Raw genomic sequence first — 23027 nt, forward strand, 5'->3', positions numbered from 1 at the left:
AGTCCCTCCTAGAACAATGAGTTATCCGGTGATGTTTTCTTCACGAGCCAGTTCGCTGTGAGGACGACGACGAAACCGAATACCGACTGATACAAACTTACCGCGCTGCCCATCGAGAAGTTAAAGTTGTTCATCAGGGAGCGGAATACATACGTCTCGATAATATCCGTTGTCGCATAGAGCGATGTATTGTTTGCGCCGACGAGGTTGTAGAACAAACCGAAGTTTCCTCGAAGCACGCCGCCAAGCGAGAACAGCAGCAGAATAATAAACGTTGGCTTCAGCCATGGCAGAACGATGTAGCGTATCCGTTGAAGGGCGTTGGCACCGTCAATCTCGGAGGCTTCGACGATTTCGGAATCAAGCCCCATGATGGCGGCAAAATAAACGATGGATCCATAACCGGTCGACTGCCAGAGGTAGGTGATAATAATGATGAACGGCCAGACATGCGGGTTCGAGTACGTTTTGACCGGATCCGCGCCGATGGTCTTCAAGATACTGTTCAGCATCCCGTAATCGTAGCTTAGGATGTTGTAGGCGATGAGCCCAATAATGACGAATGAGATAAAGAACGGCAGGAACATGATCGTCTGCGATACTTTCTTGAACCATTTCTTGCGCAGCTCATTCAATAGAATGGCGATGAAGATTTGCAGGAAATTACCAAGAATGATGAAGGCCAGATTGTACAAAATCGTATTTGCGGTCAATCGCCACAAGTCGCCCGTCATCACGAGGAATCTGAAGTTATCCATCCCGATAAATGCGCTTTTGAAAATACCGTCCGTATAGTTGTATCTAATGAAGGCAAGGTACAAGCCCGGCATTGGCAGATAAGCAAATATGGCAAAGAACAAAATGGCCGGTACGCACATGAGAAGCAGCGTACGATTGTTCCACAGCCTCTTCCTTCGCGTTTGCATCGACTGAGCAGTCGACTTCGCGGCTGCTGCCGGCTGCGCGATTGTTTTCATCCTAACTCCTCCCTCCAGATCAAGTTGTATAAACTATAGCTGCACGCCTGCAGGTACAAAGGTTAAGCTCTCGAGCTGCGATGCCGCTCCCGCCTCAACCGCTTCCAGCAGAATGAAGAGCTTGTTATCGCCCTCTGCGATCCAAGGCGCCGGAAGGAAGAAGGAATCCTGACTGCCTCCGCTCATCGCCGGTCTCGACTCACCGCCTGCTGTCCATAACCGCCCTACAATTACGCCGCCAAAATAAACCGTTGCTTTCATCCCGCTGCCTTTTACATATACCCGCCAGCCATTTGCACGCGCTTCCGGCGGCAAATTCCCATAGAGCCAAGACACGCTTCCCGCTTCCATTGTGACCGGCAGCATGGTTGGAGCAGCGCCCTGCTCGGATTCTTTCGCATGTGCGAGCAATCCGGCTTCGTCTGCAGCGGATAGCTGCCAGTTGCGAGCAGCATTTCCTTCGTAGACGATAACCTCTCCGGCTCCTAATCCAAGCACGCGCTCCAAGAACACGGTGACTTGAACTTCTTCGCCCGGCTGAACATGCTGGGTGATATTGAGATAAGGATCAAATGGGTGAACCGTACCGATGGATGCGTCGTTCACGAACACCTGCGCCAATGCTTGAATGCCTTTGAAGTGCAGCGTCCACGAATCCGCGCTAACCGATGCCGTGAACGTTTTGCGATAGTATTCACTGGATGGATGATCCGGTGAGAGCCATCCGCCAAAGGTGCATATCGCCCAAGCTTGATCATCATAGTTGCTTTCCAGCAATTCCGGCTGCAGCGTGCGCGATTTCACTCGCAGCATTCGCCAATGCAGCAACGGCTTCACGCCTGTAATTGAAACAAGTCCGGTCAAACCCTTCATGGAATTAAGTCTTAGTGCCGGCAGACGAGGATCATCGAAGTTGGTATGTCCCCAAATTTCTGCGCGGGCCGTCAGCTTGCTTCCCGCACCGCCGATATGGCTGCTCCGGATAAATCGGCTGCCGCCGCCCGGCGTAATCGTTCCCAAGTAGCTGTCTCCTGCATAAAGCGAGATCATGTCGCTGCCATTCTGAACGAGAATCCCTTGCACGGTTTGTTCTGCCGTATCGATGCCGCTGTCCGCTTCGTACCACGCATAACCGCGGTAAATGCCGCTATGCTCCAGGAAGTCCGCTGCCGGGAGTGCTGCGGCAGCTTGCGCCGACATGCTTGCTTGCGGCGTTACTTGTTTCAAGGACCAGTCGATATCGATCTCGCGAGGTGCAAGATCATACTCGATTGGGCGGCCGATCGTAATTTCGCCGCCGGCATGAATCGCATTCATCAGCAGCGCATCTGCTCTTGCTAAGCCGATTAGTTCAAGCTCGGTACCGTCCGCCAGCTCTAAGGTACAAGAAGCAATCGTCCCCGCTTTCGCTTGGAAAACGAAGCGGTACTCGCCATCATCACCGTTAGCCGATGCCGCAATGCCTTGCTCTTCGATGCGGACTGCCGGCTGCTTCAAGTTCAGCGCGATTTCGCCTTCGTACTCGCTGTGGAACACAATGACCGTCTTCGCAGTTTCGCGGTGTACATCCGTCAGCTCTGCCGTCGAATAGCGCAGTACGCCATCGATTCCCCAGCCGCTCATCGGAACCCCGATCGGCAGCATTTCGCATCTTGCCGGAATGGTGCGAAGCTTCGAAGCTTGCGGAATCAAGCTGCCGGTACCTTGCAGTTCAAGCTGTACGGCTTCCTCTTGCTCGCCTACATTGGCTACGAACAGGAGATGCCCGCCTTGCGCGAGTTTCAACTGCCGCTGAACCAGTGTTCCTGGTGCTGCCGCATCAGCCGAATCCACGAGCCGTCTTGCTGCTGCAATATCCGCTGCCGGAGCAGTTTGCGCTTCGGCAAGCGAGCTGCCGTAAGCGGTAAGCACGCGGCGCATCAAGCGGCCTTCGTACGCTTCCTTGCGAATATGGCCTTCAGGCGAAATCATGCCGTAGAAGTCATAATCGGATGTCATGAGTGCCAGCGGGTTTCCCCAGTTGTTTGTACCGTTGGTGAAGCCGAAGTTGGTTCCGGAAACTTGAAGGTAAGGACCTAGCAGCTTAGCACCGCAAGATAACAAGCGGCGAAGCAGGAAGTGCGAGCGGTTTGTCTCGGTGACCAGCAGCGGCAGGTCTTGTTGCGCCAGTCTCTGTTCATAAGAGGTTACTTTGTATTCAAACTCGGGGTCTTTGTCATTCGGATAAAAATTACAAGTCGGTGCGACGCCTTCCACAAGGCCGGAAGCTTCGTAAAGTCCGCCCTGTCCCGCACAAGCAATTAACGGAACCTGTATGCCGCGGCTTACTGCCATGTCTCGAAGGGCGGTTATGTAACCTTTCGGATCAGGGCAGTCGTAGAAGTCGAGCTCGTTCTCAAGCTGCACGCAGATGATGGAGCCGCCTCGCTGCTGTTCGTACTTGGCCAGTATCGGGAGAATGCGATCAAACCATTTCTCTACTGCCTGCAAATAATTGCTATCTGTGCTGCGGATAACCATATCCGGTTTGGCGAACAGATACGCGGGAAGTGCGCCTCCGTCCCATTCGGAGCAAATGTACGGCCCCGGTCTTGCGACTATCCAAAGTCCAGCGTCAGCGGCCATCTGCAGGAATGCTTCCACATCCCGCTCGCCGCTGAAATCCCAGCTGCCTTCTTCCAGCTCGTGAAAGTTCCAAGGGAAGTAAACATCGATGGCGTTGTATCCGAAGGCCTTCACTTGTTCCAATCGTTCGCGCCAGTGAGCCCGTGGATTGCGAAAGTAGAAGAGTGATGCGCAGAGGATAATTTCGGCTTGGCCGCCGATGCGCAATGCGGAAGACGAAAGCTGCAAAGCGGAACTCGTTTTCATGTCCATGTTCATGCGTTCGATCCTCCCTGAGGTGAGCCATTGACCATTTTTTATGAAACCCATTTCATATGCCGTTAAAATAAAAATACACTTTAACGTTGCGGGTTTGAGCGAAGTTTGAACAACATCACAGATACCGTTTGTAAGTGTATTTCGGGTGACTACATGCGTCTGCATCCTGCCGGTTTATACGATTGTGTGGGTTTTTATGAAACCCATTTCATACCTGGGTTAAAATTAAACCCTTGCTAGAGGGTCATCTTGATTTGAAGTGTACATTCAAAATGATAGCGCTGTCAATACTATTTTTTTGAAAGAATGTTTACCCCTGCGACGACAGGTTTCCGTCCGCGCTAATGCTGACACCAACCCGCAAAGGCGCTGTACTTTCACGCACGACAAGCTCAGGCTGAAGGACGGTTAGCGTATCAATGCCGTTCTTCCCGATCAACTGATGCAGAATATGAGCAGCCGTACGGCCAAGCTCCAAACATTTCAGCGAAATGGTAGTCAACTCCGGAATTACGTTAGCCGCGAGCGGAATATCGTCGAAGCCAATAATCGACATATCCTCGGGAACACGCAAACCATGCTTAACGGCAGCTTTGATCGCACCGATTGCCGATAGATCATTCGCGCAAACAATAGCCGTCGGCCGACTTTCCGTTTCCCCGCTGAGCAGCTGGTTCATGAAAACTTTGCCTGCCTCTACCGTGAAGCCGCCCGTAATAATCCAATCCTCGCGAATCGGCAATCCGGCCTGCTGCATCGCTTTCGTATAGCCTTCCAAGCGCTGCACCGTATTGGACATCTGCTTGTATCCGCCGATAAAGGCAATATCCGTGTGGCCAAGCCCAATCAAATGCTCGGTCGCAAGCACGCCGCCGGCAACTTCGTCGATGATGACGCGGTGAAACTTCGCACCCGGCAAATTGCCGTTAATCAGTACGACAGGAAGACGTTTGTTGACTTCCGCTACTTCTTTGGCCATTTCCTTGCTGCAACGGGCAAGATCAATTCGGCCGCCAATCATAATAATCCCATCGACCTGCTTCTCCATGAGGATATTCAGGTACTGGGATTCCCGCTGGTACTGCGCCTTGATGTCCTGGTTGGAGGAGCCGGTATCGCATAGGAAAAACGTATAGCCGTTGTTTCTTGCTTCCTGCTCGAGACCTGCCAGCACTTCCGGGAAGAACGGATTCGTAATGTCAGGCAAAATAATGCCGATCATGCCGGTTTCCTTCTTGATCAGGCTGCGTGCAAGGGCGTTGGGTTGGAACTGATGCTTCTGGATGAGACCCATGATCCGTTCCCGAGTTGATGCTTTTACTGGTGCCGTGTTGTTCAAGACACGTGAGACGGTTGCGACGGAAACGTTTGCTTCTCTGGCAATGTCGTAAACAGTAACCGGTTTCATTATGCCTCACCCTTTGGGCTAAGATCTGTCTAGGTGACAGTTTTTCACTAGCATAGCAGAGTTTTTTCCTTCTTGTAAATGGGGCAAGCTAATCTAGTGATGTCGAATTTATGTATATTATCGAAATACATATATTTGAAAATACAATAAAAAAGTTGAAACTCCATCCATTTTAACATGGATATATTTTGCAGTCTATGATTGGTTCGTCATTGCTATTTTAAGGAGGTTTTTTTATAGATTAGGTAGGCAATATATTTCGCTGTACCCTCTCCAACGTCTATTAACATCACGCGCTCACTGCAAAAGTTTGTATTAATTCATACCAAAAAAGCCCGGTTCAGGGAAGGACCGACCGATGAAGATTTGTTCAATTATTGGACAAAATTGCCAGTAATCGAAAAATGTAAGATGTTAATAAATAGAAATAATTAGGATGATATTTCTGCTCCAACAATTAATTTAGAATACTGTTATTTGAGGAGCATGCGGATGCATCCATTCGTGAAAAATGGGAGTTCCACGTTAAAGTCCAACTGGAACCGGTTGAATATTCCTATTTCTTGCAGGGAATTCAAACGACAAATTTAGTTTCGTTTTGACAATATACGCACGAGTATTGCAAGTAATGCGCTGTTGTACCTTGTGCCGCCGATGATCCCCAAATAACGCCGCTAATTTCCGGCCATATAACGCCTTACAGTTCGTTCGCTTTTCGCGGAGAGCTCTAACGAATCGTACAGGACTTATTTGCCCGAAAATAACAAAAAAAAAAATTTAACGAATCGTACAGGTCTTATTCGGCGGTTTACGGGCAAATGAAAGCCGATTTTCTCAAAATAAGACCTCTACGATTTGTTAGATTCGCGGAGACGAGAAATTCGGCCAAATAAGGCTTCCGGGATTCGTTAGCTTTTCAGCCATCCCCACCACCACAACAAAAGCCGCCTCAAAAGTCACAGCACTTTTGAGGCGGCCCTTCGCCGAACACATCGCAACGATGCAAAACCTACAAAATTCTTGCCGCTCCGCAGCTGCGGAAAGCCGCTTCCGCCGCGCCGCCGCGCGACAAATCCGGGCCATCCGCCTCGTCGCTGTTGCCGATATCCGCTGCCACGATAATGGCGCCTTGACGCAGTGCCTCGCGGCATGGTTCTGCATCGCTGCTATCCAGGCCAATGTCGGTCAGCGCGTTCTCCATATTGCGTTCATCGCCCAAGAAGGCGGTTGAGATCAGGAATCCATTGCTCGGATAGGTCATGCCGCCAATAAAGCCGCCGCTAATATTGAGGCCGCTGGCTGCAGACATCGGCGCATAAATGCGCAGATCGTCTACTCCATGATCGTCTGCCGCAGCGCGTGTCAAGAGCAGATCCGTCATCTCGTCGGCATGCACGTTCGTTTCCGATTCGATCTGCCGCGAGTGCTCCCGGTCCTTGGCCAGCACCTTCAGCTCATGGTTCGTAAATCCCGCCTGCTCCAGTGCCTGAACCGCCGTAACAGCTTCATTTTCCGTATTGAATATGCCTATTTTGTATGTCATGTTCTTCGCCTCCGCATCCCGTAATTAAGTTTGTTATGCCCTAATCGGGGAGGATTAAACCGGATGATGAAGGAAAATCTGCCATACCAAACAGGATCAATAAGGCTAAACCGACTGTTAAGGACGAGACGGCGAACCGTCCGGAATCCGCGAGAGCGTCCACCCCGGCAGCACATCATGACAAGGATACAAGGCCGCTTTCTGTTCATCCAATTCCACGCCGAAACCGGGGGCGTCCGGGACATACGCGTAGCCGTTACGGAGAACCGGACTGCCGGGGAACACCTCGCGCATCCGATCGGAGATCGCGCTCCATTCCTGGACGCCGAAGTTCGGACTGCTGAGGTCCAGATGAATGTTCGCGGCCATGCCGACCGGCGACAGGTCCGGCGGGCCATGCCAAGCCGTGCGAATGCCGAAGGCTTCGCATAGCGTACCCAGCTTCTCCGCAGGAGTCAGGCCGCCAATGGCGCTGACGTGGCAGCGAATGAAATCGATCAGCCGCTCCGTAATAAGCGGCATCCATTCCGCGGAATGGACGAACAGCTCGCCCATCGCGAGCGGTGTCGCGCATTGCGCGCGGATATGCCGAAACCAATCGAGATGCTCCGGCGGCAGCGGATCCTCGAGGAAGAACAAGCGATGCGGCTCCAGCTGCTTCGCCAATCGCACCGCCTCAATCGGCACAATCCGCTCATGGATATCGTGCAGCAGCTCGACCTCGAAGCCGAGCTTAGCGCGCAAATGATCGAACATTTGCGGCACGCTGCGCACGTAGGCATCCGGGTCGAAATAAGCACCCGGCAGCACATGGTCGGGCTGATGCAGCTTATGGCCCTGACCGCCGTAGCCGCCTAATTGACAGCGGACATAGCGGCAGCCCTGCTCCATAAACATGCGGACATTCTCTTCCACTTCGCTGGCATCCCGTCCGTCGGCATGGCGATAAACGGCCGCTGCCTCCCGCACTTTCCCGCCTAACAGCTCATAGACGGGGACGCCGCATAGCTTGCCTTTGATATCCCACAACGCCATATCAATCCCGGATACGGCATTGTTCAATACCGGACCGTTGCGCCAATAGCCGCTGACCATGGCGGTTTGCCAAATATCCTCGATCCGTCTCGGATCCTTGCCAATCAGGAACGGCTTCAAATAGTGCTCCACCGCCGCCGCGACGGCAAGATGCCGCTGCGTAAACGTCGCACAGCCTAGGCCATATAGACCGGGCTCATTCGTTTCGATCTTCACGACAACGAGATTAACCCCATCGGGCGCGGTCATGATGACCCGAACGTCCCTGATTTCCAATTGTGCCATAGTGAGGACAGCTCCTTTTGAACCCTATAGATTAGCTAGCTGCTCTTCAGCATCCGCCGGAATTTCATGCCAACCATCGAATTTGCCGAGCAGCTGCTGAATGTAGAACGGTCCGCTCTCACGGAGCTGACGAGAACGCTCGCCTGCGAAGTTATCCACCCGGTTCTTGCAGAACGACTGCAAGTAGTTATAATACAACGCGCGCCGTTCCTCGGTCGGGTGCACATTCGGCTTCGCAGCATGCCACAGAGCACCATGGAATATAACGGCGTCTCCCGCTTCGGCCATCACATCGATCTGACCTTCAATCTCGCTCAGCCCATCCGGCGGATTCTTACCAGAGAGATGCGAGCCCGGAACGACGACAAGCGGCCCCTTCTCCAGCGTAATTTCATCCAAGTAATAAGCGCAGTTAATCGATACCGGAAAATACCAATAAGGCGGCAGCGGATCCGGGTAAACATGCGAGTCCATATGCCAGCCGACAGGCATTCCCTTGCCCGGCTTAATGCGCGTAGCATTCACGCTTTCCATCTGAACCTTCGGTCCCATTAACGCTCTCATCAAATGAAATACCGGAGGGTTAACGAGCAGCGGTACGAATGCCTCATCCCGGTCGATAATGTCGGGAATTTCCCGTGTAGTAAAGCCCTCCGAAATGGCTATCACTCTATCAATTAATGTCGAAACCTGATCGGGAGACAAGGCCCGCTTCACGACAAAATAACCATCTCGTTTAAACTGCTCGACCTGCTCTTCCAGTGTCATGCTCATTTCAATCGTTCCTCCTTGAAATCATGATTTTAGGATGAGCGCCTTATTCATCGGCATATTGCCTCTTGGGCTCACATCAAATAATCGATTGCCGATCCAAGTGCCTTCATAGCGCTCGCCGGCTACGATTTCTTCCCGCTTCACAAGCTCGGAAGGAAAGGCCAATTCCACCGTCTCGCCGGCCTCCAGCCCCGCCACAACCAAATACGGATGTGCAAGCGAAACGCTTTGCTTACGCGGGGTATGGCAAGTAATCGCGTCCGTCGACAGCCAGCCCGGAACGCGGATATAGAGATCGCCGGCTTGCTTCGGCTGTATGCGCAGCACACCGGCCTCCGGCACCTCGTACTCCATCTTGACGTGCTCATTTTCCTTCGTCAGCCACAGATTGACATAGAGCCGATCCTCGCCGAGCGAGGTCGCATGATCCCAGACCAGGTACAATCCTCTGCCGCCGGCAGCGCAGCAGCAAGCCATCGTATCCACCTTGCCCCGGTTAGAGAAATCATTCGGATTCATCCGGCCCGTAAAGCCCCCCATATAACGTTTCGGAACGTTGCGATATGTACGCGTCGGCGTGTCCGGCTTATCCGTCACTTCCCTCGCCCACGACACATCTCGCACCTGCGAGGCTACGAGCGTATTCGCGAACCGATCGGCATCGTCCCAGCAGGCGACATTGCCGTTCTTCGCCAAGTAAATCGCCGTATGAATCATATCCGTGGTGCAGCAGGTTTCGCTGTGCTGAATAATGCCCGGCAGCCAGCGGTATCGCTCATCGACCGGCTCTTCCCCGTTCAGGCCCGTGCCTTCCGGGAACCATCCATATGTACTCCCCATCGTGCAGGCCCAGTCATAGACCTTCTGGCACCAAGCGATGAGCTCCGCATCCTGCTTAATGGTGGCATAGCGCAATATTCCGGCAACCGCGCCCATCTTGGAATGAAAGTGGCCATCATCCGGATATCGTCCCTGCGACCAGAAGCTGCCGTCTGCCTCGAATACCCGGGAATGCTTCACGACGAAGCGAGTGAGTTTCTCCAGCATTTCCGCGGCAAGCGGATCGCCATATTGCTCATAATAAATCGCCAGCGGCAGGATAAAGACGCCACCGCCATAATGCGTCGGCTCCACGATGAACCCATGCTCCGTATAGATTTGCTCCGGAACAGCCATGCCCGGAACGTACGTCTCAAACGGATAGCAGATGTAATCCTCGCGCTCGACCGCAATGCTCCGCATCCCTTGCAGCATCCGTTCGATCCGCGTCTTCGCCTCATCCTCTTTATCGAATTTGAGCCAGCTCAATAGCCCCAGAAACACGCTCCGCTGGTCAAACATATTGGCGCCCGCAGGAACATCCCAATCATTGCTCATCCGGTAAAACAGCCCATCCGACTCGCTCTGCATCCAGCGCAGCGCATCCTTCATATGCGTCTCGGCATCCCGGCCAAGACGCTCGCCGACGATTTCGCCGCAGAGGATCGAAGCATCGAGAAACCGGCCAACCGCATCGCCGAAGTCCCACTCGCTATGCCAGGCGAACGATTCGTCGCTGCCGATCTTCGCAAAGAAATACGGTAAATGATGATAGTCCGGATCAAGCATTTCCTTATAATGATGAATCGCTAGCGCCGCCAATTCTCTGTAATCCAGTGCTCTGCCGAGTTCCACCTACTGATCACCCTTTCAATGAGCCTAGCATGATGCCCTTCACAAAATACTTCTGCAAGAACGGATAAATACATAGAATCGGCGCCGTCGTCACAATCAGCATCGCCATCTTGATCGATTCCGCCGTTACCGTCACGGTTCCTTTATGCATCTTGCTCAGCACCGCGAGATTGGACGCTTCATTCGACTGAATCAGGAACAGCAGCAGATTCTGCGCGGTCCACAGCTTCGTATTGGAGATAAACGTGAAGCCCGTGAACCAATCATTCCAGTGGCCTACGCCGACAAACAGCGCAATCGTGGCGAGTACCGGCTTGGAGAGCGGGAAAATGATGCTGAAGAAAATCCGGAAGTCCGAAGCGCCGTCAATCTTCGCCGATTCCTCAAGCGCCTCCGGTAGTTCCGTCATAAACGTGCGCACCAGCATAATGTTGAAGGCGCCGTACAGACCGGGAATAATATAGGTCCAGAAGCTGTTCAGCAGATGCAGCTGCTGCAGCGTGATGTAGAACGGAATTAACCCACCGCTCAGGAACATCGGAATGACGATCCACCAGTTCAGGAATTTGCGCAGCGGGAAGCTTTTCTTCGTTAGGACGAAGGCAAACATCGCCACCAGCAGCACTTGGGTAATCACGCCTACAAGTACCCGAGCAATGGTCACGCCATAGGCCAAGAAAATATCTTTATCGTTAAAAATAACGCTGTAATTCTTCCAAGTGAACATACGCGGCCAGAGGTAAATGCCCCCCTTCTGCGCATCCATCGCATCGTTCAACGAAATCGCCAAAATATAAATGAACGGATAGAGGCACAGGAACGAGAACGCGAGCATGAGCACCATATTGACAACGTTAAACCATTTTTCTCCACGTGATCTCTGCATGAGGCACTCTCCTATAAACCATGCTGGTCCCTTAGCTTCGTCTCAAACCAATTGGCTAGCCGAATGCTGATCCACCTGATGGTGAATCAAACCAATCGGCACTAAATTAACGATTCCTGTTTAAACAGCTTCGCGATAAAGTTACAGAGCAGGAATAGAAGCAGTCCAACGGTCGCTTGGAAAACACCCATGGTCGCGCCGAGCGACAGGCCCATAAATCCGCCGGAATTGCGCAAATAGCTCAAGATGAGCGTATCCAGAATTTGACCGACCTCTTGCACCTGCAGGTTCCCCATCGTCCAGAGCTGATCGAAGCCCGCGCTCATGAGACCGGAAGCGCTCAGAATGAACAGAAGCACCATCGTGCCGCGAATGCCGGGCAGCGCGATATGCCAGATCTGGCGTACTCGGCTTGCGCCGTCGATGCTCGATACCTCGTACAGATGCGGATCAATGCTTGAAAGTGCTGCTAGATAAATGATGGCGTTAAAGCCGATATTTTTCCAAAGTTCGGTGAAGATTACGATCGGCAGGAAGGCATTTGTGCTCCCCATGAAATAGAACGGTTCATTCATGAAGCCGATCTTAGTCAGCATTTCATTAATAAGTCCGCCATCCGGAGACAGCAGCTTATACCACAGCCCCGCCGCGATAACCCACGAAATAAAATAAGGCAGGTAGCTGATCGTTTGAACGAAGCGCTTGAATACGGTTTGATGAATCTCGTTAATAAGCAGCGCGAATAGAATGGTAGCCGGAAAACCGATGACCAATTTAAGTCCGCTGATGATCAGCGTGTTGCGCAGCGCGTTCGTAAAGTCCGGTAAATGGAAGATCGTTTGGAAATTATCCATGCCGACAAAGTCGCTGCCGGAGTACCCTTTAACCGGATTGTAGTCCTGAAATGCCATGATAATGCCGATCATCGGGTAATAAGAGAACAAGAGAAAGAAGACGAGCCCTGGCAGCGCAAAAATATACAACCAGCGTTGATCCCACATTTTACGGCCTATTTTCCCCATGAGAAGCTGTCTCCGGCTTGGCGTTTGCTTCTGCGTTTCAGCGAGAGTCGTCATCGCGAGACCCTCCTTTTCGGATAAATGGTGGAGGAGAGCGCAGAAACGCTCCCCTCGTATGCGAGTTTGGTCAGGCGATTACTTCAAGCTATCGAGATTAATCGACTTCGCCGCTTCCGTTCTTTCTTCCACGACTTTGTCATAGCCGAGCGCACGGGCATTCTTGCCCCAATCCTCTACAAGCTTCTTGATGTCATCCGGGTTCTTCGCTGTAATAGACTTCGCCACCAATTGCTTGTAACGATCGCTTTCGCCTACGGTTACTTTGTTCTCGACATCGCCCGGATCCACGTAACGCTGCGGATCTGTGATGAATTCCGTCGGGAATTTGGAGCCTAGGTTTTTCCACGTTTCGATCATGTCATCGCGCATTTCGTAACCGGATGGAGCTTGGTTCTTGATTAGCGCTTCGTAGTTCGGAATGAAGGAGTAGACGTCGATACCGAGATGGGCGCGTTTGTTCCAGTCGCCTTGCGTCTCATCGAAGAAAGCTTTGGTGTCTACGATCTTGCCATCGGCGTTGCGCTCCCATTGCTGGCCTTCCAACCCGTATTTGGTCAGAATCGTGCCTTCCTCGGAAAGGACATAATCAAGCGTCTTGAAGAACGTATTGACTTCCTCTTCCGGAAGACCTGCCTTCACCGCCCACAGACTCCAAGCTTCCAGTCTGAATTGCGGCAAGCTCGGTCCCGAAGCGATTGTCGGATCGTACAGCTGTACGCCAACGAACTTCGCGTTCGGATCGGTCTTCTTTATGCTGTCCGTGTAAGGGTTCGCCTGCTCCCAATAAGCGCCGTGAACGGCACCGATGCGGCCTTGGTTCCCTTTCTCGTCAATTTGGCCCTGCTTGAGCGAGAAGCTTTCTTCTTCAATTAAGCCTTCTTTGTACAGCTTGTTGTAGAAGGTCAGCGCTCTGATCAAATTGTCCGGCTGCGACACGTCAGAGCGTGCTGCTTTGCCGTCGGCATCCGTGTACCACCAGCCCGTGCCATTGTTTTGGCCCGGCGGGAAGAACACGTTGATCATGTTGCGGAAGTTTTCGCCGAATGCCGAGTAAGGTACGACCGGCTGGCCGTTTACATCTTTGATTTGTTCCTTGAATGCTTTCAGCGCATTATAGAACTCATCGATTGTTTTCGGATAACCCAGGTTGACTTTATCGAGCCAGTCCTTGCGAATCCAGATTGTCGGCTGGTCAATCGCATAAGCCTGCATATTGGAGAAGTTTTGCGGGATGCTGTACAGCTTGCCGTCGTGAGGATTGGTCGAGAAAGGCAGCAGCTTCTCGACGGCTTTCTTCACATTCGGGTATTTATCCAGCCAAGGCGTCAAGTCTTCCAGCTTGCCGCTTTCGCCCATGGTGTTTAGAATGAGCTTTGTTTTGCCGTCTGCCCCAACCGCTACGAAATCCGGCCAATCGGAACCGCCGGTGGATGCCCATAGCTGCAGCTTCTGCACGACATCGCCGTAGCTGCCCGTTTTGAGCACATCATACGTTAAATTGTTCAGTCCGAGGCGCTTCGTCAGCTCAGGGAGGACGATATCCTTAGCCGGATCGGCATTATCCCAGCCCCAGTTGAACGCCGTGATTTTCAAATCGCTGACCGTTCCGAGCGGTTTCTCTTCTGTATTCGTCGCTGCTGCATTGTTCGTAGCGGCGTTGTTCGTTGCTGCCGCGTTGTTCGTCTTCGTTGTATCGTTCGTGGCGGTATTGGTCGTAGTGTCGTTGTTATTGCTTCCGCTGCAGCCAACGACACCCAGAGATAGGGTTGCTACACTTAACAGAATGCCTACTTTACGCTGGATTCTCACACGTTATTCCCCCTGTACATGAGTGATGGAACCTTGCTCAACAAAAAGGAACAAAACTGATCTTCAGTGCAGTCCACGCCGCCCGGCCAATCGACCGTGCTCCACTCCCCCTTACTTCATGCATGCGATACATGTGTGCGGGATTCTCATGCCCCCCTTGGCCGTGCAAGCATTCGCAATCCCAGTCGTTATCTATGTGGTACAGGTGATCCGGGAGATTCCGTCCGCCTGCGAAGTCCAGCCGAACCTGCCCCCGATCATCCTCATCCCAAATTCACTCCAGCCCCCGGTGAGGCGAGGAGGCTGCTATAATGCAGACTACCAATGAACCTTGCCGCTGCGCTGAGCGGCGTAAGGAATACCCTGCACGAGCGGTGCTGCCTGCTGATTCATCCATTCGCGCTTAAACAGCGGATAAATTTGTCCCGAAGGCGTAACGGAGATTACGGTGTCGCCGCGCCAACGAACGTTATAATCCTGTCCGGAAACACGTTCAACCTTCTCTACAGTGGTTATTGGATAGAGAAGCTGGACCAGCTGACCGACTTGCAAGCCATCGAGACGGATATAACCATCCTCCGGAAGCTGAACGCTTATGACTGCACCGTCGATGGATACGGTAATATCCTCGAAAGCCACCCAAACCGGCACGCGGACACGCAAGCTTGGCGCATCGTGGATGACGAGCTCGAGCTTGCCCTCATACGGCTGGTAGCTGATCACCTCAACCCAATCGCTGTTGCGGCTAAGCGACATATGGACGGAAACGACGTCGTTTTGCTTCGTCACGATATCATCCCAAACCAGGTAGCAGGCCCGAATGCCCGCTCCGAGACAGCAGCCCTCCACGCTCTCGCGGCAGTTGTCCAGCGACCCCGGCTTCGACCAGGAAGCCCAGCTTCCATAGAGCGCCCGCTCGAATTGCGGCTTCTGTGCTTGATCGACATTCGGCAGCAGCGGATCGGTATGTACGATTTGGTTCTCCAGCAGCTGATTGCGGGCGAACCGCTCTAAGATCGCGTAATAATTCGGATCGATATGACGGGCGATGAGCAACCCCAAATGAATGGCGTCCGTGATCGAACACGATTCGCAGGAAGCGTCGTCCGGACCGACACCATCCGGTATCCAGCCCCAAGAGCTGGAATAGCGCAGCGTCCAGTCGAAGACTGTTTTCATTTTCGCAATGGTGGGCGTGTCATTGGTTCTTAAAGCACGGCGCATGAGAGCTACCGCCGCTGTGAGAATGCCTCCGGAATGCGTATGTCCTTGATAATGACCCTCTGCATCGAACGTACCGCTGACATCCAGCACGAAGCGGCCCATGCGATCAAGCAAATCCTCGCAATCCGGTGCATCGACGCTTTCGGTGTACCGAGCAAGCGCAAGCATAATTCCGCCGAGCGGGAAGGTCGGATAGCCGTTAAAATCTCCGAATACGGCGTGCTCCATCGTGTTCCAGCCTTCGGCATTCCGGAACCAATAGCTGTAGTCCTCTTCATGCTGAAGCTTGCTTCTGATCGCAGCGGCGAGCTTCTCGATGACCTCTCCTCCGGCTTCAGACGGCGAATCCAGGTACAAATCGACGTAAGCCAGGAGCATCCTGCCCGCCATGAACGGATTCAGAAACGGATCGCAAGTGTCCAGCATCGCACGAAGCGCTTGCTCTTCTTCCACATAATCGGTGGCCCCGGTGATAGGACGTCCGAGTAAATACGCATCGGTGAATCGGGAGCACATATCGCCTAAATCCCAGATATGGTGTTCAAGCTTAGGCTCGGGCTGCAAGCGAAGCAGAAAATAAGGCCGCATGTTCTGTTCGGGATCCAAACGGTTCGCAATCGCGCTGAAACCGCGCTCGATCGCTTCCTGCAAATAATACGTTTTCGGTCTGCTTGCCATGTGAGCTTCGTTTACCATCGTTACTTCCCCCTGTTTGTTCGCATAGATTCTATAGGTATGAATCGAATAGCTAATCAACGTGAATGGAGACAAAACGAAATAAATAGAGCGCTTACATTTTGAGCTTAGAAAAAAGCTGTGTTGAGGCTTGATGATGTACTTGACGATGAAGATTGCTGTGAGAAGAACTTCGAAAAGGTGATATTGCTGAAGTGGTGTACTAGGAGGCAGTTCAAAATTATATATCAAATATACAACTTATAAACTTTACTTGGTGGCTGTTTACCTGCATCATACTCCCATATTACAGCCTCTGTAAAGAAAAAAATTGGAAATCCGCAAAGAAAGTTGTATATTCATTATATCAGGAGAGAGAGTGTGATTATATGACTGCACCAACGAAAAGAGTTCCCCTATACAACCAAATACGCACGTATATAACCGACCAAATCGCGCAGGGTCAGCTTCTCCCCGGGGATCGACTGCCATCGGAAAACGAGCTTGCGGAGCATTTTGGCGTCAGTCGCATTACGGTCAAAGGCGCCTTATCCTCACTCGTGAAAGAGGGTACCGTTTACCGCATTCAGGGCAAAGGCTCCTTCATTGCGGATCAAGCCCAAGGCGAGCCTCTTCGTTATCAGTCGCCGGAAATCCGTACGCTGAAGCTGATCTCCTTGCTGATTCCGAGTCTGAAAACCGCCTATATGGTGAATTTGGTCAAAGGTGTGGAAAATGCCGCTTCGAGTCAAGGCTACCGCGTTATCGTCTCGCTGACTCATGAGTCGGTAGAAACAGAGTGCCAGCTGCTTGCCGAGGCCGAGGAAATGGGCGTAGCCGGCGTAATCGTCTATCCCGTCGAAGGGGAGAGCTATAACGAGGATATTCTGAGGATGACCTTGCGCGGCTACCCGATCGTGGTTATAGACCGCTATCTCAAAGGGCTCGAAACCAACTGCGTTTGCACGGATCATTTCAGCGGCGCTTACGCAGCAACTTCCCATCTGATCGAAGCAGGCCATTTCCGAATTGCTTTCCTTACCGCTCCTTACACGGGAACGACGAGCATGGAGGATCGGCTTGAAGGGTACCGGCAAGCGTTGGCTGACCACGCTCTGTTAAGCGACCCAAGGCTTGTGTTTACCCGTACGGAGCCGGAGCAAATTGAGCTTTATCTGCAGCAAAATCCCGATGTTACCGCTGTATTCGCGCTCAATTCCTCGCTCGGATTGAAAGTGTTTGCGGTTGCGGAGCAGCTGCAGCTCTCCATTCCCGATCAATTGTCCGTTATCTTCTTCGATGACTATGAATATTCGACCCGGTGGACGCTGCGCCCGACCTGTATTCTGCAGCAGGAGGAAGAGATCGGCGCCCAAGCAGGACGGCTCATGCTCTCGCTTGTCAGCAATCCTGCTCAAGAGCGCAAGAAGATTGTGCTGCCTCCTCGCCTTGTTATCGGGGGCACGACGGCTGCACCATCATTTCGATCGTAAGCGTTATGTTTCAAGTCCCCTTGGAAGGGGTATACAACTCGTAATAAGAAATTTTGGATACAGGAGCGTCGAGCTATGAAACAAACCGATAAACTATTTTTGCGTACGGAGAATCAGGAAGGCAAATGTATCGTTTATGTCGGAGGCGAGCTGGATTTGGAATCCGCCGTTCATATGCGTGCAGTCATGACTCCACTGATTGAATTGACTGATCGAGAGCTAACACTTAATTTGCGCGAGCTCCGTTATGTGGATAGTACCGGCATCGGCATTCTCGTGTCCGTACTGAAAGCCAGACATGCCAAACAAGCACCTTTTAGCGTGGAAGCTGTTCCTCCTCATATTCGCAAGCTGTTCGATATGACGGGCATCACTCCATTTTTACTCAAACAAGCCTAATTCGTAATTGCCGCAGAAAGGGACGAGAGCATAATGAACATACAAGTCGAAGAAGTAATCACCTTGCAGGTGCCGGCTTCGGCGGAATATATTGACCTGGTTCGATTAACGCTCTATGGATTAGCTGTCAAAATCGGCTTCTCCTACGAGGAAATCGAGGATATGAAAGTGGCGGTATCCGAGGCGTGTAACAATGCGGTTCTCTACGCTTACGGCGACCTGAGCACTGGGGAGGCCGCTCCGGTTCCACAGCCAGCGCCGCGGATTGAGGTGCGCTTCATTAAGAAGAACGATGCCCTCTCCATTATCGTCAAAGATGATGGCCGCAGCTTTGATGCGTCAGCCGCAGCCGCACGTGCCAAGCCGGTAGACGGAAAGTCGATCGATGAACTCCAAGCAGGCGGACTTGGCCTGTTCTTGATGCAAGCATTGATGGATGACGTGGAAGTGAACAGTGAAACCGGAACGGAAGTGGTTCTTACCAAGCGCCTAGTAAAGAGCGGTGAATTGTGATGAGCGCCCAGCCGGTTAAGCAGCCCAAGCCCTCAAGCATGGAACTTATTATGGCTTATCAAAGCGATCCGACGAACGATATCGCCGAACAGCTCATCGCCCATTACGAGTCAATGGTTCGAATGGCCGCCGGTAAAATCTCGCGAAACCGCCCCGATCTGTACGAGGATTTAATGCAGGTAGGCCAGATTGCGCTGCTTCGTTTATTCGGCCAATTCGACAGCTCGCTCGGTGTGCAGTTTGAGCCTTACGCCATGAAGAGTATCATCGGGCATATGAAAAATTATTTACGCGATAAGTCGTGGTATGTTCAGGTCCCTCGCCGTATTAAGGAGAAAGGGATCGCCGTTCAGCAAGCGATCGACGAGCTGACCGTGAAGCTTGAACGCTCTCCTAGAATCGAAGAAATCGCGGAGATCATGTCGCTGTCCGTGGAGGAAACGACTGAGATTCTGGCAGGCCGCGAGCTCTATCATTACGTCTCGCTGGACACACCGATTTCTGATGATGACAACACGTCATCGCTCGGTGATTTGCTCGGATCGGATTCCAACGATTTTGAAAACATTGACCGAAGGCTCGATCTGCAAGCTGCACTCTCGAAGCTGAAGCCCGAGGAGCAGAAAGTATTGCTGCTCGCTTATCAGGAGGGACTCCCCCAGCGACAGATCGCGGATCAGCTTGGCATCTCTCAGATGAGCATTTCCCGAATACAGCGGCGTGCGATCGATAAATTAAAGCAGCTGCTGCATGAGCATCATGAGCAGGAAGAGTAGAAGCACGCTGTAGGCCGAGCAGGATGGCCGCGGCGTGCTTTTGTGTTTTTGGATAAAATTGTCGGCGGCGCAGTTGTGCTTCACGCGGGGTTCGCGTTATGATGGTAACATGTTTAGCTATACGTACGGACAAGCAGGAGGCTTCTAAACCATGATGCATCGGATGCTGCAATTTCCGCAAGCGTGGGAATGGCTCATGCTTCACGAACAGCGGCCGGCGGGAACGTCCGGTCTTAGTCGCAGCAGCAAAGCAGCAGTCGATGATGCCAGTTCGGGGGCGCCTGCTACTGCTGCTGAACTGGCGGCAGAGCTGGCTCACGCGAAACAAGCCGTTGTGCAAGCCCATCCGGAGCTTGCCAGCTGGCTTAATAATGTTATAGGCATAGCACACAATCAAATTATCGTGTCTGAGCTTCCGGGCGGTGAAGCTATTTTGCATGGGACCTTGCTGTTTCAGGTGTCCGAGGATGAGACCGACATCCTCCCTTTGCATTTTCACATCACCGATCGGAAGCTGGTCACGTATATGTCGGATATGCGTCTGTCCGTTCGGCTGCAGCTGGATCCTTGGCAGGATAAGCTGAACCGCTGTCAGAGTGCGCCGGAAGGTTTCTTCGCGCTGCTTGGCGCCGTGCTGGAGACGTTCCATGAAGGGCTCGATCGGTTCGAGACGCGGCTCGGCGATTTGGAGCAGAAGATGCGCAAGTCGAATCGCACCGGCCTGATGAATGTGATCTTCGAGCGGCGCTATGAGCTGCTGCACTGGAGCCACTTGTTCATTCCGATCAAGGAAATTCAAGGCGCAGCCCGGGAAGCCTTCATGCATACGCTGCTGGAGCAGGAAGAATTCAAACGGATGGAGCTGAAACTCGACCGTATTCACGGGCTTCTCACCCATTACGCGATGGAGATCGACACGCTTCTCATGATGGACGATGCCATCTCGAATTTCCGCGGCAATGACATCATGAAGACGTTGACGATCTTCACCGCCTTGTTCATGCCGGCCACGGTCATCGGCGCCATCTGGGGCATGAACTTCAAGGATATCCCTTGGGCCAGTGAGCGCTGGGGATTCGTGACTGTCAGCCTTGTGATCGTCGTAACCACCCTCTTCATCTATTGGTGGTTGTGGCGTAAAGGCTGGACAGGCGATCTGCTGACCGGCCGGCACAAGGGCGACCACGCCGGCATCAGCTCGCGCAGCGAAGACATCGCGCTAGTCGGCGGCGACGATGCGCCGCTGTCGCGGCTTCGCCGGGGCGGCGGCCGCGCTGGCGCGGCGGAGCCCGGCGCGGCGCGGCCGGCGGACGGCGCGAGCCGCAGCGGCGTCGAGCACGACGCGCCGCTGCCGTCGCGGGCGCGACGGTAGTGACGCGGGGCCGTGGGTGGACGCTAGTCGCGGATAGGGCTGAGAGTCGGATTTTCGGACTCTCAGCTTCTTTTTTGTGCGGTTTCGCCGCTGAGAGTCGGGTTTTGCGACTCTCAGCCTCCGGCGCGAACAGTTTGGGGTGGTTTTCGGAGCTGAGAGACGGATTTTCCTACTCTCAGCTTCTTTTTTGTGCGGTTTCGCCGCTGAGAGTCGGGTTTTGCGACTCTCAGCCTCCGGTGCGGGCAGTTTGGGGTGGTTTCCGAAGCTGAGAGACGGATTTTCGGACTCTCAGCTTCTTTTTTGTGCGGTTTCGCCGCTGAGAGTAGGGTTTTGCGACTCTCAGCTTCAAAGCGACAGTTTGGTGTGGATGCTGAAGCTGAGAGTCGGATTTCCGGACTCTCAGCTTCTTTTTTGTGTAGTTTCGCCGCTGAAAGTCGGATTTTGCGACTCTCAGCCCCCGGCGCGGGCAGTTTGGGGTGGTTTCCGGAGCAGAGAGACGGATTTCCCTACTCTCAGCTAATTTTTTGTGCGGTTTCGCCGCTGAGAGTCGGGTTTTGCGACTCTCAGCCCCCGGCACGGGCAGTTTGGGGTGGTTTCTGGAGCTAATATGCCGCTATCGGTGGCGGAAATCATGCGAGAAGTGTTAGCTAGTCGAGTTATTGAGCACTGATAAGCGGAATATCCGCTTATCAGGCTTATTTCGGGTGATTTTCCTTACTGTTAGCGGTTATGCCGATTAAGGTGAGGGAAATCATGCGGAGTATGGATTCAGGGTGCTGGTGCTCGTTCATGCGCGGGTACAGGATGCGGATTTCAGTGTCTAGGGGTTCGGGTTCGGGTTCGGGTTCGGGTTCGGATTCGGGTTCGGGTTCGGGTTCGGGTTCGGGTTGATGTTGATGTTGATGTTGATGTTGATGTTGATGTTGATGTTGGGCAAACAAAAGAGCCCCCACAACCATGGGGGCTCTCTCAATCCCTACTTCAAATCCACGACAACCAAGCAGCGGTCGTCGGATTGCAGCTCTTCGGTGTGCGCGCGCGAGAAGAGCGCTTCTTCGAGCGCTTGCAGCGGCGCGTGTATGCCGTAAGGCTGCAGCAGCTCGGTGAGGCTGGCCTCGCGGTCTTCCGCGTAGTCGCTGCCGACGAGATCGTAGATGCCGTCGGTCAGCAGCACGATGCGGTCGCCGGGTCCGATGGCGAGCGTGTGCTTCTCGATCGGCATTTCGCTGAACATGCCGATGGCGACGCCGCCTTGGGCGAACCGTTCGATGCTGCCGTCGCTTCGAATGAGCATCCCCGGCGGATGGCCCGCATTCACATATTCGAGCGTGCCTGCGCCTAAATCGACGACCATATACAGCCCCGTGAAATAGTACTGGATCAGCTGATCCGCAAATTGCAGCTGCAGCGATCGACGGTTCAGTTCCTTGATGACGCGTTTGGCCCCGGACTGCTTCGTCATCGCTTCCTTGAGCACGGATGCGATAAACATACAGGCTAGCGAGGACGATATGCCATGGCCCATCGCATCAATCACGGCTACGCCATAGCGGTTATCATCGATTCGATGCCACGCGTACAAATCGCCGGACAGCTCCTCCGACGGGCGGAATATCGCATCGATGGCAATACGCTCGTCATCCACCGGCTGCGGGAGCGCCGCAAGCTGAACCTCGCGCGCCAGCTGCAGCTCTTCCCTCATCCGCCGGTCTCGTTCCTTATGCCAATCCTTCTGCTCCTTCAGCCGCAGGGCCACGCGTATACGAGCAAGCAGCTCTATGCGATTGATTGGCTTCGTCACATAATCGATCGCCCCGGCATCCAGCGCTTCGGCCAGCTTCTTCGAATCGCCGATCGCCGTCACCATAATGATCGGAATATCCCTCAAGCGCGGCGATTCCTGAATCATCGCACAGGCTGTAATCCCGTCTACGCCCGGCATCATCATATCGAGCAAGATCAAATCGATGTCATGATCGTCATCGCCCGGTGCTTCCTCCGGCTCACTCCCTTGCCTGTTCAAGCCAAGCAAACTAAACAATTCGCTGCCAGAGGCAGCCTGCAAAACATTCGTATACCCCGCACGCTTCAATATCTCTCTGACAACCGTAATATTCATCGGATTGTCATCCACCACTGCAATTCGCATCTTCAATTTCCTAGGCATTTCTGATCTCCTTATCGTTGTCCTTTACCGGTACGATGTTATGTACTTCGTTACC

At 53.0% G+C, this 23027-nt stretch carries 17 protein-coding genes; 5 read left to right on the top strand and 12 right to left on the bottom strand.

What is annotated here, in order from left to right; all coding sequences use genetic code 11:
• Positions 1 to 8: 8 nt before the first annotated feature.
• From BM412_RS29870 to BM412_RS29920, 11 genes are all read right to left on the bottom strand, one after another.
• Positions 9 to 926 carry an ABC transporter permease gene (locus BM412_RS29870; RefSeq protein WP_091225459.1) on the bottom strand — a complete coding sequence of 306 codons (918 nt, stop codon included), beginning with the start codon at positions 924 to 926 and terminating at the stop codon, positions 9 to 11.
• An 84-nt stretch (positions 927 to 1010) separates the two neighbouring features.
• Complete coding sequence (locus tag BM412_RS29875) at positions 1011 to 3860, bottom strand: beta-galactosidase (RefSeq protein WP_177246157.1); 2850 nt, start codon at positions 3858 to 3860, stop codon at positions 1011 to 1013.
• 310 nt (positions 3861 to 4170) lie between these two features.
• The gene (locus BM412_RS29880) at positions 4171 to 5268 is read right to left on the bottom strand and encodes a LacI family DNA-binding transcriptional regulator (protein WP_091225366.1); all 1098 of its coding nucleotides are present in this window, start codon (positions 5266 to 5268) and stop codon (positions 4171 to 4173) included.
• 1009 nt (positions 5269 to 6277) lie between these two features.
• Positions 6278 to 6811, bottom strand: a complete 534-nt coding sequence (locus BM412_RS29885) for a general stress protein (RefSeq protein WP_091225367.1) — start codon at positions 6809 to 6811, stop codon at positions 6278 to 6280.
• 117 nt (positions 6812 to 6928) lie between these two features.
• On the bottom strand, positions 6929 to 8131 hold the full coding sequence (locus tag BM412_RS29890; protein ID WP_091225368.1) for an enolase C-terminal domain-like protein: 1203 nt from the start codon (positions 8129 to 8131) through the stop codon (positions 6929 to 6931).
• Positions 8132 to 8155: 24 nt separating this feature from the next.
• A complete protein-coding gene (locus BM412_RS29895; RefSeq protein WP_091225369.1) occupies positions 8156 to 8905 on the bottom strand; it encodes a phytanoyl-CoA dioxygenase family protein in 750 nt (249 codons plus the stop codon).
• A 21-nt stretch (positions 8906 to 8926) separates the two neighbouring features.
• On the bottom strand, positions 8927 to 10579 hold the full coding sequence (locus BM412_RS29900; RefSeq protein WP_091225370.1) for a glycoside hydrolase family 127 protein: 1653 nt from the start codon (positions 10577 to 10579) through the stop codon (positions 8927 to 8929).
• A 7-nt stretch (positions 10580 to 10586) separates the two neighbouring features.
• The gene (locus BM412_RS29905) at positions 10587 to 11465 is read right to left on the bottom strand and encodes a carbohydrate ABC transporter permease (RefSeq protein WP_091225371.1); all 879 of its coding nucleotides are present in this window, start codon (positions 11463 to 11465) and stop codon (positions 10587 to 10589) included.
• Positions 11466 to 11566: 101 nt separating this feature from the next.
• Positions 11567 to 12541 carry an ABC transporter permease gene (locus BM412_RS29910; protein ID WP_091225372.1) on the bottom strand — a complete coding sequence of 325 codons (975 nt, stop codon included), beginning with the start codon at positions 12539 to 12541 and terminating at the stop codon, positions 11567 to 11569.
• 78 nt (positions 12542 to 12619) lie between these two features.
• Positions 12620 to 14353, bottom strand: coding sequence for a type 2 periplasmic-binding domain-containing protein (locus BM412_RS29915; RefSeq protein WP_091225373.1), 1734 nt, complete (start codon positions 14351 to 14353; stop codon positions 12620 to 12622).
• 318 nt (positions 14354 to 14671) lie between these two features.
• Positions 14672 to 16273 carry a glycoside hydrolase family protein gene (locus BM412_RS29920; RefSeq protein ID WP_091225374.1) on the bottom strand — a complete coding sequence of 534 codons (1602 nt, stop codon included), beginning with the start codon at positions 16271 to 16273 and terminating at the stop codon, positions 14672 to 14674.
• A gap of 368 nt (positions 16274 to 16641) precedes the next feature.
• Between BM412_RS29920 and BM412_RS29925 the strand changes: the two genes are divergently transcribed.
• The 5 genes from BM412_RS29925 to BM412_RS29945 all read left to right on the top strand — a co-directional run bounded on the left by BM412_RS29925 (position 16642) and on the right by BM412_RS29945 (position 20805).
• Positions 16642 to 17745, top strand: a complete 1104-nt coding sequence (locus BM412_RS29925) for a GntR family transcriptional regulator (RefSeq protein ID WP_091225375.1) — start codon at positions 16642 to 16644, stop codon at positions 17743 to 17745.
• 75 nt (positions 17746 to 17820) lie between these two features.
• Positions 17821 to 18144, top strand: a complete 324-nt coding sequence (locus BM412_RS29930; protein WP_091225376.1) for an STAS domain-containing protein — start codon at positions 17821 to 17823, stop codon at positions 18142 to 18144.
• A 33-nt stretch (positions 18145 to 18177) separates the two neighbouring features.
• Positions 18178 to 18657, top strand: coding sequence for an anti-sigma B factor RsbW (rsbW, locus tag BM412_RS29935; RefSeq protein WP_091225377.1), 480 nt, complete (start codon positions 18178 to 18180; stop codon positions 18655 to 18657).
• Positions 18657 to 19433, top strand: a complete 777-nt coding sequence (locus BM412_RS29940) for a sigma-70 family RNA polymerase sigma factor (protein ID WP_091225378.1) — start codon at positions 18657 to 18659, stop codon at positions 19431 to 19433. Before rsbW ends, BM412_RS29940 begins: the two co-directional genes overlap by 1 nt.
• Before the next feature lie 151 nt (positions 19434 to 19584).
• The gene (locus BM412_RS29945; RefSeq protein WP_091225379.1) at positions 19585 to 20805 is read left to right on the top strand and encodes a magnesium transporter CorA family protein; all 1221 of its coding nucleotides are present in this window, start codon (positions 19585 to 19587) and stop codon (positions 20803 to 20805) included.
• Positions 20806 to 21781: 976 nt separating this feature from the next.
• Here the strand turns inward: BM412_RS29945 and BM412_RS29950 are convergent.
• Positions 21782 to 22972 carry a PP2C family protein-serine/threonine phosphatase gene (locus BM412_RS29950; protein ID WP_371264879.1) on the bottom strand — a complete coding sequence of 397 codons (1191 nt, stop codon included), beginning with the start codon at positions 22970 to 22972 and terminating at the stop codon, positions 21782 to 21784.
• Positions 22973 to 23027 lie beyond the last annotated feature (55 nt).

It is taken from the genome of Paenibacillus sp. BC26 (genome assembly GCF_900116125.1).
Classification (GTDB): domain Bacteria; phylum Bacillota; class Bacilli; order Paenibacillales; family Paenibacillaceae; genus Paenibacillus_Z; species Paenibacillus_Z lignilyticus.

Excerpts from the sequence above, each read along its gene's own strand:
- BM412_RS29895 (WP_091225369.1), bottom strand. The coding sequence starts at position 8,905 with ATGAGCATGACACTGGAAGAGCAGGTCGAGCAGTTTAAACGAGATGGT.
- rsbW (WP_091225377.1), top strand. The coding sequence starts at position 18,178 with ATGAACATACAAGTCGAAGAAGTAATCACCTTGCAGGTGCCGGCTTCG.
- BM412_RS29880 (WP_091225366.1), bottom strand. The coding sequence starts at position 5,268 with ATGAAACCGGTTACTGTTTACGACATTGCCAGAGAAGCAAACGTTTCC.
- BM412_RS29890 (WP_091225368.1), bottom strand. The coding sequence starts at position 8,131 with ATGGCACAATTGGAAATCAGGGACGTTCGGGTCATCATGACCGCGCCC.
- BM412_RS29920 (WP_091225374.1), bottom strand. The coding sequence starts at position 16,273 with ATGGTAAACGAAGCTCACATGGCAAGCAGACCGAAAACGTATTATTTG.
- BM412_RS29870 (WP_091225459.1), bottom strand. The coding sequence starts at position 926 with ATGCAAACGCGAAGGAAGAGGCTGTGGAACAATCGTACGCTGCTTCTC.
- BM412_RS29945 (WP_091225379.1), top strand. The coding sequence starts at position 19,585 with ATGATGCATCGGATGCTGCAATTTCCGCAAGCGTGGGAATGGCTCATG.
- BM412_RS29940 (WP_091225378.1), top strand. The coding sequence starts at position 18,657 with ATGAGCGCCCAGCCGGTTAAGCAGCCCAAGCCCTCAAGCATGGAACTT.
- BM412_RS29905 (WP_091225371.1), bottom strand. The coding sequence starts at position 11,465 with ATGCAGAGATCACGTGGAGAAAAATGGTTTAACGTTGTCAATATGGTG.
- BM412_RS29950 (WP_371264879.1), bottom strand. The coding sequence starts at position 22,972 with ATGCCTAGGAAATTGAAGATGCGAATTGCAGTGGTGGATGACAATCCG.
- BM412_RS29930 (WP_091225376.1), top strand. The coding sequence starts at position 17,821 with ATGAAACAAACCGATAAACTATTTTTGCGTACGGAGAATCAGGAAGGC.
- BM412_RS29885 (WP_091225367.1), bottom strand. The coding sequence starts at position 6,811 with ATGACATACAAAATAGGCATATTCAATACGGAAAATGAAGCTGTTACG.
- BM412_RS29925 (WP_091225375.1), top strand. The coding sequence starts at position 16,642 with ATGACTGCACCAACGAAAAGAGTTCCCCTATACAACCAAATACGCACG.
- BM412_RS29910 (WP_091225372.1), bottom strand. The coding sequence starts at position 12,541 with ATGACGACTCTCGCTGAAACGCAGAAGCAAACGCCAAGCCGGAGACAG.
- BM412_RS29875 (WP_177246157.1), bottom strand. The coding sequence starts at position 3,860 with ATGAACATGGACATGAAAACGAGTTCCGCTTTGCAGCTTTCGTCTTCC.